Below are 12,713 nucleotides of genomic sequence, written 5' to 3' on the forward strand. Positions count from 1 at the left end.
TCGTGAGGCAACGAGCCCGACAAAGTAAGATTCTCTCGTGAGGCAGAACGGGCGGCAAATCTAGTTGACATTTAACATGTAGTGTGCGGGGGGCGCAGCGGCATCCCATCGGCGGCGTGCTCGCCCCAAACGAGAGTCGCGTCTTTCCCGGGCCACCCGAGAACATCTGGAACAATAGCTCCTCTGATCCGGGCTCCCTCTATGATCCGGCGGGCCGCCTGGTCAGCTACTGGCCGGATTGAGCCGCTTGGCTCCGCACGTCTTCACCCCTATCGGGGTACCATATCGCCGTCGGCATTGCCTCGGCCATCCTGGTTGTCATGGTGCTTGGCGTTCTCGTTCTGCTGATCCAACGCCCCCCCCTCCGTGAGCGTACCCGCTCCCCCTCCCACACCGTCAGCGGCTTGTGTCATTAAGTCGTGATCGCAAGGTCACATTGGATCCAAACCACTGGCACCTTGCTCACTTTGGATCGAGCCGCTAGAGTCAACAACGTGGATTCCGAGTCTAAAGAAGAGACACTGCGTGGTCGAAAACGGCCCAGGAAAATCGCAAAGGCTCCTCGACACTGGTGAACAATAAAGAGCACTCCTTTGTAGAGTGACATGGTATACTAGTTGTAACACTGAAAGTACACGAGAGTCGCATAGGTGATAGTGCAATGCAGTGTCTCTGATCAAATATTCGGAGGCTGTGCTCACATACAAGAGTCAAAGGTAAGATCGCAGTAGCGCATAAGGAACGCTGTCACGCTGAACGAAGTGAAGCGTCCCTGCCGAGATGCTTCGCTTTGCTCAGCATGAGGGAAACCGGCACAGTGTGACTTCTGCGGTATTGCGGGTCCGCCTTCGCACGCTCATCGCCCTGCGCTGGAACCAGGAACCCCCGATGACCAGAACCCGCGCTGCTCTCGCACCGCTCCGGCGCCTGCTCGCCATAATCCTGCTGCTCTGTTTGCTGCCCGCCCCGTCGCCGGCGCGGGCCGCCGTCGGCTTCGACGTGATCACCCTGCCTCCGAACCCGGAGCTCCAGGCGCTGGCGGGCGGCCTGATTGATAACAACGGCACGGTCTACTTCCTTGCCCAGATCTCCAGCACCATCGGCGTCTACCGGCTAATCGCCAACAGCGTCGAACCCTTCCTGCTCGACGGCGCTCAGGTGCCCGCCCAGCTACCCTCGGGGATCGGCACCAGCATTACGATCAACCGCGCCGAGCCCTGGTTCGTGGACGCGAGCGGGCGCGTTTATTTCTGGATCAACGAGGCCGGGCAGAGCCTGATCACGCGCGCGCTGCGCCTGGAGGTCGGCGGCGGCTTCACGCTGCTGCCACTCGGGCCGCCTGGCAGCCGCTTCAGGCCTGAGCACCCGACCAGCAATGGCCGCTGGCTCGCCACCGAGCCCGCCGAGGTTGAGGGGGACTCGGGTTTTATCGTCTACCGCAGCGATGGCGTGAGCAGCCAGGAAGTGCTACGGCGGCCGTCCACGCGTACTTCGTGCAGTAACGGCAGGCTCGCCGCTGCCAGCAGCAACGAGTCGCGGGTGCGCATAAACGCCAACGGCAAGGGGGTGATCCACGAGATCCTGAGCACACTGGTCTACCCCAACTCCGACTGCAGCGGGCCGCGCCCGCGCTTAGAGCAGATCGGCTTTCGTATCAGCAGTCTGAACGGCACCACCCAGGTCGAACAGCAATTTTCGACCACCGAAGTCAGCGCCCTTGAGGTGCGCAGCCTCCAGTTGAATGACGCCGACAACCTGATCTACGCGCTGCTCACCTTTGCGCCGAACGACACCTGGAACTTCAGGCTGGTGCGCGACGGCAGTACCCTGCTTGAGCGCAGCGGCAGCGGCCAGCCTTCGCGTTCGATCAGTGCCACCTTCAGCAGTGCGCTGCTTCAGCCCGACGGCAGCGTGGTCTACCAAATGGCCCCCGGCGACGACCCGGCGCAGCCAGCCGGCGGGCTGTTCCGCGACTCCACCCTGATCCTCGCCGGCAACGATCCGCTCTTCCCCGCCCCGATCAGCTTCAGCTTCCTGTATCGGGCGAGCAGTGGGGGCGCACTGGCAGCCAACTACTTCGACCCGACGCTCAGCCGGGCCCGGCTCGTACTGCTCTCGCCCACCCTCGGTCGCTGGATCAACGGCGACGGCGGCGCCTGGAGCGACCCGACCAACTGGGCGGGCGAAGAGGTGCCGGGCCAGGGCGACAGGGCGCTGTTCAACCTGGCGAACACCTACACCGTCAGCACCGGTACGCAGCAAGTGGGCAGTGTGGAGGTGCAGGACGGCGAGGTAACCTGGACGGCAGGCGAGTTGGCGATCATCGGCGCGCTGCGGGTGGGCAGCCGGGATGGGCAGGGCGAGACGAGTCTGTCGGTCGTGGATCGCGTGCAGGTGGGCGAACTGTACGTGGGCGCGCTGCCGACCAGCGCCACTGACGACGAAACAAACGCCATCGTCCAGATTCTCGCCGACGGGCAACTCGACGTGAGCGGGCCGCTGGTAATCGGGCAGGCGGGCCGCGCCGGCTTCGGTCTCTTTGGCGGGAAGCTCACTACGGGTGAAACGAAACTTGGCGTTGGCGGGGTGGGGCGATTTGCTACCCTCGTGGGGGGAGAGTGGGACTCGGGCAGCCTGCTGGTGGGCGAGAGCTACCCCGGCTACATCAGCCTCGTCGGCGGCAGCGCGTTGCAGAGCAGCAGCGCACGCATTGGCGGCGCGCCCTTCTCGCCGAACTTCGATCCCGCCTTCGACCCCAGCGGCGGTGAGGGCGGCTTCTCGCAGGTGTCGGTCAGTGGGGTCGGCTTCGATGAGGCGATCAACCCCACCAACCCGACAAGCTGGAGCATCCAGGCCGGGCTGGAGCTCGGCAGCGGCCACCCCGGTAGCCTGCGCATCAGCGATGGCGGCAGCGTGCAGGTCGCGGAGACCCTTGCGGTAGATAATCTGGCACCGGGGCTGCCGGTCGCGTTGCCGCCCGGCTCATCAACATGGAGCCGCGTACTGGTCGGCGGGGTTGACGAGAGCCTAGAGCAGCCAGCCACGCTGCTGATCGGGCAGGATCTCCTGCTCGGCAATACCGCCGGGGCCGTCTCCAGCCTGCGCATCGTTGACGGCGGCATCGTCGATATCGGCCGTTCGCTCTCAGTCGGCCACCAGCCCGGATCGCTGCCCATCGTGTTCGTGGAGGGCGCGGGCGCGAGTCTCACGGCTGGGCAGGGGGCCGGCGCGAGCTGTAGTATCGGTTTCAGTGGAACCGGCGATTTCAGGGTGAGCGACGGCGGGACTTTCCGCTGCGTCGGCCCGCTCTTCATCGGCCTGGGCGACGACGAAGCGTCGCTGTCGGTTGCTGGTGCGGAGAGCCAGACGCGGGCGCAGCGCATCGAGGTGGGTGCCCCGGCCAGCGCCGAGCCTACCGGCGCCGGGGCAATCGAACTGGACGGCGGGCGCGTCGTTGCCGACCAGAGCCTCACCATCTGGGAGAACGGCACCCTCGGCGGTAGTGGCGAGGTCGTCGGCACGCTGGTGAACCACGGCACGATCAACGTGGGGCTGGAACCCCTGCCGCCGAGCGGCAATCTCCAGACACTGGCCGCGCTCGGTGCCCAACCGGGCACCCTGGCCATCGTAGGTGCGGCGACCTTTCTACCCGCCAGCAAGCTACGGCTGGATCTCGTCGGGGCGGACCAGTACGACCAGTTGACTGTCAGCGGGGCGGCGCAACTCGATGGCGAACTCATATTGGCGTTCGGCGAGGGCTACGCGCCCCGCGCTGGCGACAGCTTCGCGTTCGTCGGTGCCGGCAGCAGCGCGGGCGCGTTCTCGACCGTCACGGTGACCGGTCTGGCACCTGGATGGCAGTTCAACCTGAGCAGCAGCGGCGGCGTCACCACGCTGCGCTCGGAGAGCGACGCTGTGGCTACCACCACCCCGACGCTGCAGCGTGTCTACCTGCCCCTGGCCCGCCGCTAAGGGGCCTGGCGCACGCTGAACGTGTAGGTACCAGTTTCTTCTGCTGAGCACGGAGGTCTTGCGCCACCTGTACGGCTTTCGGATGCAACGCATCCCGCACATTCGCAAGGGCAATCGCGTAGGCGGTGTCCAAAAACACCTCATGGTTCATGGCGGCACCTTGCCGCCATATACATAGGTATCGAGGTGAAGCGACCAATCGGCTGGACCTTCCAGCGCGAAGGCTTCAGCCACATCGAGGAAGGAGCGTGCCGCTGGCGGCGCTTCGGCGATGATGGAGCGTTGAACTCGAGTGTTTGGGGGTACGTTGATCGGCTGCGTCGGCAAAAACACGTGGCCATCAAACACCGCATCAATGGTCGTTGTCATCACATCCTCCCTGCTTGCTTTCCATGCCGCCCACATACGGAAACACCGTTCCAGAAGCCATTGGAGCATAGAAGGGGAGGACGGAACGACAAGCTCATGCTCTGGCACGAGCCGTGAGCAGCGGGGGTGCATGGACACGATGAAACATCACGGCAGAAGATCGCTGCGTGCTCAGCGCCGCCTGCGTTGGGGTGGCCGCCGCCCGCTGGAGCACCCGCCCCAATGCAGGCGGTACCTCGCGCAGCCGCGCCACCGCGAGCGTGTCCGCTGCGCCAAAGATGCCCTCCAGCCGCTCCAGATGTTCCTGCGGGCCGACAGACACGCCCACCACGAGCGTGCCCTGGCGCCGCACCATTGCGACCGTCGCGGCGACCATGGTCGGCGGTTCGTCCGTCGGCACCCCATCGTGCAGGTACAGGATCAAGCGCGTCGCTTCGGGTCACCGTGCCAGCACGGCGTGCGCCGCTGCCAACGACGCACTGGCACGCTCCGCCGTACTATCACCATACAACCCGGCGATCAGGGCTTTCGGGCCTTCCGCCTGCGCCGGCGTCGTCCACGTGCGCAGCCAGGTGACCGGCTGATGCGGGCGGTTGAAATGCCGTACCGGTTCGTCTGGGTGCAGGTCATGCACCCGCTGGCCCCGATCCCCCGCGAAGCTGATGGCCAGCCTCCTGGTAGCGCGGTGCCGTCTGCGCCAATCATTCACGTTTCGCTCGATACCTCATCAGGGACCTCACGAGACACCCTACGCTCTCTAGGTTCACTTGCGTTGGGTGACATTCTTCGTGAGGCAACCATCCTGTCAAGGTTACATCGAACGTGAGGCGATGTTGCGCTCTGGTTTCCACAGAGCAGCGTTACCTTCCATGCCGATGGCTCAGCCGATGTCTCCGCAGAGACCCACGATCTCTGGCAGGCCCGCCAGATCCTTGTGAGGTATCGTGAACTACGCCCCGAGGGCTAAAATGCGCCGAACGGCAAACACATGTGCCGTTCGGCGCCTTTCATCCCTTGTTGACCTAGCGTGCGGCGCGCCGCGTTGCCACGTCGAAGATCACCGCAGCCGCCAGTACCACGCCACGCACGATGTACTGATACGCAATACCGACGCCCATCAGGTTCATGCCACTGGTAAGCGAAGTCATAACCAGTGCACCGATGATTGAGCCGGTCACGCGGCCTACGCCACCCGCAGCCGAGACGCCACCCACATAGGCCGCCGCAATCGCATCAAGCTCAAACAGCGTACCGGCGGTCGTCGTTGCTGATTGGAGCCGCGACGCAAACAGGATGCCGGACAGCGCCGAGAGCATACCCATCGAGCCGAACACAATGTAGGTGATACGCTTCACGCTGATCCCACTGAGTTCGGCGGCTTCGGGGTTGCCACCGACCGCATAGATGTGCCGCCCCAAGACGGTGCGTGTCGTGACAAAGTGGTAAATGCCAACCACCAAAAGCATCACCACAACCGTCCACGACAGCCCATTAAAGTTTGCCAAGACCCAAGTAATCCAGCCCACAATCCCACTAATAAAGAGTAACTTGAGGATAAAGATCGCATTTGGCAGAACTTCGAAGCCATACACAATCTTCTTCTTGCGACTAATCAGTTCGTTATAGATAAAAAGCCCTATGGCGATAATGCCAAGCAATAAGGTGAGGCTATGAATCTGTTCAAATGGCCCACCAAGCGGCAAATCGGGAATAAAACCGTTCCCAATCGCATTAAATGCCGCATCGGGAATAATAATCGTGCCGGTTCCTTCGGTGGCGAGTTGGAGCATCCCCCGGTAGATCAACCAACCCGCCAAGGAAGCTACGAACGACGGAATGCCCAATTGGGCGATCGGGAACGCAGTGATCAAGCCGGCCAACGCGCCCAGACCCAGCACCATCGGAATGACAAAGAACGTTGGCAGGCCCCATTGCACCAGGGCAATCGCCGCCACTGCGCCCAAAAAGCCTGCTAAAAAGCCCACCGAAAGATCAATGTGGCGGATGACGATCACCAGCGTCATGCCGACGGCCAGCACCGCAATGTAACCTGTCTGATTGAGCAGGTTGCTCAGGTTGCGTGGCGAGAGAAAGATCCCGTTTGTGGTGATAGCAAAGATTACCATGATCACAAACAGGGCAATATACATCCCATAGTCGCGGATGTTCTGACGCAGTACCTTACTCAGATCCTGCAAAAACGACCCCGGCGTCTGCGCTTCAGTCTTCCCCGACATCATCGTTGTGACTCCTCGGTCAATGCTGACCGTCCACTCAGTTCGTTGCCAATTCCATAATCTTCTCGGGGGTGGCCTCAGTCACCAACAACTCGCCGGTAATCCGCCCCGACGCAACTACATATACCCGGTCACTCATCCCCAGCACTTCGGGCAGTTCCGACGAGATCATAATGATGCTCATGCCTTGATCGACCAAGCTATTCATCAGGGTGTAGATCTCGTATTTGGCCCCGACGTCAATCCCACGCGTTGGCTCATCCAGGATCAGCACATCTGGCTTTACAAAGAGCCATTTGCTGAGGCAAACCTTTTGCTGATTACCGCCGCTGAGATTCGAGATGCGCTGTTCGACGCTCGGCGTCTTGATATTCATCGTCGTGCGATACTCATTGGCGATCTTGACCTCGGCGTTGGCATCAATCACGGTGCGTTGGGCCAGGGCACGCAGGTTGGCAAGGGTAATGTTTTGCTTGACATCTTGGATCAGGATCAAGCCATTGCCCTTGCGATCCTCGGTGACGTAGGCAATCCCGGCGGCAATCGCATCGGAGGGACGCCGCAATTGGCACGGCTTACCCTTGACCTGAAGCTCGCCCTCAATCCGGTAATGGGGCGAATTGCCGAAAATGCTCAAGGCCAGTTCGGTACGCCCCGATCCCATCAGGCCCGCAAATCCGACGATTTCGCCTTTGCGCAGGGTGAAACTGACGTTGCGCAAGACTTGGCGACCCAAACTTGGGCTGTAGGCGCTCCAATCACGCACCTGGAGCACGACCTCACCGGGTTGCTTATGCTCACGCGGCGGATAGATCTGTTCAATCTCGCGCCCGACCATATGCTTGATCAAGACCGGCTCGCTGACCTCACCTTCGTGGGCATCAAGCGTACAGATCGTCTGCCCATCGCGCAGCACCGTCACGCTATCGGCAATCGCGATCACTTCCTTGAGTTTGTGCGAAATGAGGATGCAGGTCACGCCCTGATCGCGCAGACCACGCAGCAGATCGAGCAAATTGGCGCTATCATCTTCATTCAAGGCGGCGGTCGGCTCGTCCAGGATGAGCAACTTCACATCACGACTGAGCGCCTTGGCAATCTCGACCAGTTGCTGCTTGCCGACGCCCAAATCCTTAATTTTGGCTTCGGGATTGACATCGAGGCGCACTTTGGCGAGCATCTGCGTCGCCCGTTTAATCGTCTCGTTCCAGTCAATCAACGCCCCTTTGCGCACCTCGTTGCCCAGAAAGATATTCTCGTACACTGTCAGTTCAGGCACGAGGGCTAGTTCTTGATAAATAATTGCAATCCCGACGCGCTCACTATCGCGGATGCCCCGGAACTGCTGAACTTGGCCGGCAAAGCCAATCTCACCGGTGTAGCTACCGTGCGGATAGACCCCGCTCAACACCTTCATCAGCGTAGATTTGCCCGCACCATTTTCGCCAACCAGACAATGAATCTCGCCCCGCTTCACACTGAAGGTGACATTATTCAGGGCCTTCACCCCAGGAAACTCCTTGGTGATGCCCCGCATTTCCAGAATAGCAGTGGTCATAGATAGCTTGCCTTTAGGCGCGGAAACCCAGCCGCTTTAGCGCTGGGAGGAGCGCCCTGCTTGAGACAGCTTTAGCTCGTATCCGCCATGAGGCAGTACAAAGCATCTGGCAGTCGGATACATGTACGGTCTGTGTCAGTCGCTTGCCAGTCTGCATGTTGTGCAGGCTGATCCGTCCTTTGTACGTGCCTCCCACGTAGGCTACTCCCCACTTCGGATGGCGCACCCATGATCCTCGTTTCAGTCCGAGGCTACGTGTACCGCCATACGGTTTACGGACACCTCCCTTCTCTGGTTGGAGGCGATGGAGTTGCCGCCGGTGGAACCGCAAAGGGACAAGATAGAGCATGTTGATGCTCGTCGGCTTTGAAGGCCCGCCTAGGGCGTAGCTCGCCAGCACAAACGAATCGACACAGTGCGCATCCCATTGATCGCTCGTTTTGTCTCGACTTTTCTTCAGTCCTGCCTGCTCTCTTAACGACTTGGTGTAGTGCGATGGAACGGCCTGGACAGGCGCGATCTGATCGAGTTGGTCGTAGCCCCACAGCTTGCCAACCTCAAGCGGGCTGAAAGACGCATTCCAGCGGCGTTTGCCCTCCAGCGTGATAGCGGCAATATCCTCAATCACAATGGCCGTGATGGGGTAGTAGCGAGCAAGCCAGCGAGCAATGCGAACCTTCCAGCCCCAGCGGGACCGGGTTGAAGGTGGTATGCCGCCGCGTGCCCGGTTTTTGCGATTGGCACGGCACGGCGTTTTGCGATAGCGCCTGGTCCGGCGCATCTGCCGTCTTGTTTCGACGTGTTCCTTCACCCAGGTGACAGCATCAGCCTGAATGTTTAGGATGGTGTGCTGCTCAGTCTGAAGGGTGTAGGCCTCCTTCTTGCTTCCGGGGTCTATCCCGAGCGCTATCGGCTGGGTTTCGCCGGTCTCTCGCTTGGTCAGCACCAGGTAGCAGATTCCACGGTCAAAACGTTTGACCGCCTTTCCGTTACGAATAAGCTGCCGAGCGCGTGCCGCGTGACAAGGCATCAGCCGCTCGCCAGTAGCACTCAAAACCGGAATATATTGCATAGTGATCACTCACAATCTCGCCCGAAGGCGGCTAATTATCCCTTCGACACTGACCGACCGAGCGGGTAGGGACTAGGGAGGCATCTCTACCGTCGTTTGGGCTGCCACGCCCAGCCGGTTCAGTATGTGTGTCTAGTCAGGACTTGCGTTGTGGGTAAATGATTGGCGTTCGTTTACTCCACAAGCCCAGGAGCTTCAGTCCTGGGTTCTTGACCTGTGCTTCTCGCCTCGTTGGCTGATGGTCAGTCCTTGGCCTCGCGGAGGTTTTGGGAGGGCCAAGCCCTCCCAAAACCCACGGACCGGCAGGTGAGCGTGAGCTTCCATGCCGGTCGAACCTCTTACGGCAAACCAGTGAAGTCACTGGCCTGATAGTAGCCGGAGTCGATCAACTCGGCCTGGACATTGTCACGGGTCACTGTAACCACGGGGGCTTGGACGGCGGGTACCTCAATCCGTCCGTTGTTGTAGCTCCCCGACGCTTCAGGTGTGCCATCGGTCAGCAGGGCAATCGAGGCGTCAATCGCGCTTTGCACCAGGGTGCGCACGTCCTTGAAGACGGTCATGGACTGCTTGCCATCAATGATGTACTGGACGGAGGCTTGCTCGGCGTCTTGCCCGGTGATCAAGAAACTGGTTACAGCTGGGTCGGTGGCGAAGGTGTCGGCGATGGCGCGGGCGGTACCGTCGTTGGGGGCCAAAACGAACACGTCACCCTTGGCATCATCAGGCGCGGCGGTCAAGTTGGCCTCAGCCAAGGTCTTGGCAGTATTAAAGTCCCAATTGGTCGTGATCTGCCCAATGATCCGGGCCTGCTGTTCGCGGGTGAGCGTCGCTTCATTGGACAGGGCCACAGCCTCGGACGAGTTGGCAACCACAAAAGTGCCATCAGCAATCTTGGGCTGCAAGACACCCCACGCACCTTCGAAGAAGATGAAGGCGTTATTGTCGGTGGCGGCCCCGGCGTAGAGATAGAGCGGGTTGCCGCTGCCAGTGGCGTTATCCACCAAGAACTGCGCCTGCTGGGCACCGACGGCGATGCTATCAAAAGTTACGTAGTAGTCAACCGCGTCAGTCTCGCGGATGAGCCGGTCGTAGGAAATGACCTTGACTCCGGCAGCACGGGCAGCGTTGGCCGAAGCGGCGGCAGCTGTCCCGTCGTGCGGGGTGATGATCAGCACTTGGATGCCCTTGGTGATCAGCGACTCAACATTGGCCTGTTCGCGGGACGAATCGCCCTGGCTAAACAGAATCTCGACCTGATAGCCAGCGGCTTCCAGAGCTTCCTTAAAGCGGGTCTCATCCTGGATCCAGCGCGGCTCGTCACGGGTGGGCAACACAATTCCGACCGCGAGTTCGGAAGCGGGCGAGGCGGTAGTGGTTCCAGCGGTGGGCTCAGATGGAGCAGCGGGAGTTTGAGCGCCACAGGCAGCGAGCAACAAGCTCGCGATCAGCGCGAGAATAGCGAAGACACCTTTGTTTCGCATGGGTGCATGTCCTCCTAGACAGCAATAAAGTTCAAATAACGCAAACAACCGACGACGAACCGAACCTGAGCACCGAGCTAGAGCATAAAGAGGATAAAGATATAGATGGTGAGCGAAAGCCTCCTTTCGCTGTCGGCCCAATACTTTGGGTAGCAAAGCGTTGCAATTATACCACTTTTGCGTAGGAAATTGGTATCCGCATGGCGTCACGAAAGATCTTACTTTAGGCAAGCACATGCCTCATGAGTTCGATGAAGATATGGTCGTGGGCGCGCCCACGACCGTCCATGCTGATCCTGGCTCCTGCGGCCTCTAGCTTGCTCGTGAGCTGCGGACTGGTGAAATGGCTATCAGGTAAAACACAGCGCCCAGAAAATGGTGAGTGGGACTTGCATAAGGATGCGTTGAAGCACAGCGGTGAAAGAACTATGTTGAGGCGCAGTAGCGATCAAAGTTTACGGTTCTGGGACGAGCGCAAGAAAATCCGCCGCACTGATGATCGCGATGCCGCGAAAGACGCCAAGAGGCAGCAGATGCTTGCGATCGCCAGTCACGATCGTGCGCACTTGCAGGAGCAGCGTTTTGTGGCTCTTGGCCGACGGCGTGATGAGAAATTTGTGCTGTTTGCCGTTGGGGTACTTCCGGATGTGCTGCCCCAGAACGTCGAACCCGTCCGCGATATGCGTGAGGCTGGTCTTCTCGGGCGAGTTCGATGTGGACGGGCGATGCTTGCGCACACCGGCCCTCACGGGTGGGCGCATCAAGATCAAAGAAGCCCAATTCTTTAGAATTGGGAGTTGTCACATTTGCCAATAAAACGTGCCCCGGCGTGACGCGCTCCGGCGATATTGCGTGCGACTGGTCCCAGTTCGAGTTCGGCGAGCGCCCCGGTGACATAGAGTCCCGGTGCCCAGACGAGTGATGGTGAGACGCATGGGTAGCCGCAGGGCGCGGTGGGCAGTTCGTAGGTGGCAATCGCCTCGTCGAGCCACGCACCGCCAGGGCGATGGGGGGCAAAGCCGGTTGCCAGCAGCACGTGGTGCGTGTGGAGCGTCAGGTTCGGGAGTTCCAGGCTCGTGGTGCCATCTGGCTCAACCCTGGCCTCGCCTACTTCACCATGCATGATCCGCAGCCAGCCTCGGCGTTCGGCGCGGCGCAGGGCACGCGCAACGTCGTCGGGCATGCTGCCGGGACGTCGGGCACCAGTGATGAGCGCACGGCGGCGGCAGACGTCGGGCTCATCGTGGAAACCACGGAGTTCCTTTGGCCCGACCCAGCCCGGTGGGCTATCAAAGGCCTCGATGCGCAGCGCATGGCGCATGAGGAGCGTCACCCGTCCCGGGGTTGCCTGGGCGAGCGCCACGGCCACCTGGGCGGCGCTTATCCCTCCCCCAATGACAACCGTGTGATCGCCTGGGTTCCCGTTGGCCCAGAGCGATTCGGACGAGGCGGCATCTTCACGTGAGACCGGGCTAGGATCGCATGCGTCGGGCTCATAGAGATGGCGCACACTTGCGCCAGCGGCTCGCAACGCCTGCGCCCATTCCGGCCAGCGTGGTTGCTCGCCGGTACTGAGGGCGAGCAGCACATGCCGTGCTGCCAGGCTCCCCTGATTGGTCGCGACATGCCAGCCCTGTGCGGTGCGTTTGAGGCCGGTTGCACGTCCTTGCAGATGCATCTGATCAAGCCCGTGCTGCTTGATCAGGTGCGCGCAATGGTCGCGAAACAGCGCGAGGGCGGGGCGGCGATAGGGGCCGCGAAACTGCGTGGTTTGCACCCCACGCCGTCGGGCGAAGTGCCAGAGATCGTGCGGATCAAGCGCCAGATGATGCACCAGCGTTGAGCGCAGATAGGTCATGCCAGGGGCCGAGGTGCAACGATCCCAATGGGCGAGCAGATGCGCGTGTGGATCGAGGATGCGCAGCCGTTCGGCGGCAACCCCGGCCCGGGCCGTCAGGACAAGCGCCAGATGGGTGCCGTGGAGGCCGCCGCCAATGATGAGCCAGTCGAGCATTGGCGTT

At 61.0% G+C, this 12,713-nt stretch carries 11 protein-coding genes; 2 read left to right on the forward strand and 9 right to left on the reverse strand.

Going from position 1 to position 12,713, the window contains the following annotated elements; translation table 11 throughout:
* Window positions 1-83 precede the first annotated feature (83 nt).
* Together A9Q02_RS24085 and A9Q02_RS03000 are read left to right on the forward strand one after the other, a co-directional pair.
* A complete protein-coding gene (locus A9Q02_RS24085; RefSeq protein ID WP_172450564.1) occupies window positions 84-242 on the forward strand; it encodes a hypothetical protein in 159 nt (52 codons plus the stop codon).
* Between the two features lie 646 nt (window positions 243-888).
* Complete coding sequence (locus A9Q02_RS03000) at window positions 889-3,972, forward strand: hypothetical protein (protein WP_097650883.1); 3,084 nt, start codon at window positions 889-891, stop codon at window positions 3,970-3,972.
* A gap of 147 nt (window positions 3,973-4,119) precedes the next feature.
* On the opposite strand, the gene A9Q02_RS03005 is transcribed toward A9Q02_RS03000, so the two are convergent.
* The 9 genes from A9Q02_RS03005 to A9Q02_RS03050 form a co-directional block, all read right to left on the reverse strand.
* Window positions 4,120-4,341, reverse strand: coding sequence for an antitoxin family protein (locus tag A9Q02_RS03005; RefSeq protein WP_097650884.1), 222 nt, complete (start codon window positions 4,339-4,341; stop codon window positions 4,120-4,122).
* A 94-nt stretch (window positions 4,342-4,435) separates the two neighbouring features.
* Window positions 4,436-4,765, reverse strand: coding sequence for a hypothetical protein (locus tag A9Q02_RS03010; protein WP_097650885.1), 330 nt, complete (start codon window positions 4,763-4,765; stop codon window positions 4,436-4,438).
* A gap of 15 nt (window positions 4,766-4,780) precedes the next feature.
* Entirely contained in the window at window positions 4,781-4,975 is a 195-nt protein-coding gene (locus A9Q02_RS03015; protein WP_097650886.1) for a hypothetical protein, read from the reverse strand.
* A 388-nt stretch (window positions 4,976-5,363) separates the two neighbouring features.
* Window positions 5,364-6,581, reverse strand: a complete 1,218-nt coding sequence (locus tag A9Q02_RS03025; RefSeq protein ID WP_245860237.1) for a sugar ABC transporter permease — start codon at window positions 6,579-6,581, stop codon at window positions 5,364-5,366.
* Window positions 6,582-6,615: 34 nt separating this feature from the next.
* Window positions 6,616-8,136, reverse strand: a complete 1,521-nt coding sequence (locus A9Q02_RS03030; RefSeq protein ID WP_097650887.1) for an ATP-binding cassette domain-containing protein — start codon at window positions 8,134-8,136, stop codon at window positions 6,616-6,618.
* 13 nt (window positions 8,137-8,149) lie between these two features.
* A complete protein-coding gene (locus A9Q02_RS03035) occupies window positions 8,150-9,208 on the reverse strand; it encodes an RRXRR domain-containing protein (RefSeq protein WP_097650947.1) in 1,059 nt (352 codons plus the stop codon).
* 338 nt (window positions 9,209-9,546) lie between these two features.
* A complete protein-coding gene (locus tag A9Q02_RS03040) occupies window positions 9,547-10,692 on the reverse strand; it encodes a sugar ABC transporter substrate-binding protein (protein WP_097650888.1) in 1,146 nt (381 codons plus the stop codon).
* 455 nt (window positions 10,693-11,147) lie between these two features.
* Window positions 11,148-11,462, reverse strand: coding sequence for a hypothetical protein (locus A9Q02_RS23560; RefSeq protein ID WP_141508677.1), 315 nt, complete (start codon window positions 11,460-11,462; stop codon window positions 11,148-11,150).
* A 14-nt stretch (window positions 11,463-11,476) separates the two neighbouring features.
* A complete protein-coding gene (locus A9Q02_RS03050) occupies window positions 11,477-12,706 on the reverse strand; it encodes an FAD/NAD(P)-binding protein (RefSeq protein ID WP_097650890.1) in 1,230 nt (409 codons plus the stop codon).
* Window positions 12,707-12,713 lie beyond the last annotated feature (7 nt).

Origin of the sequence: Candidatus Chloroploca asiatica, from assembly GCF_002532075.1 — a bacterium.
GTDB lineage: Bacteria > Chloroflexota > Chloroflexia > Chloroflexales > Chloroflexaceae > Chloroploca > Chloroploca asiatica.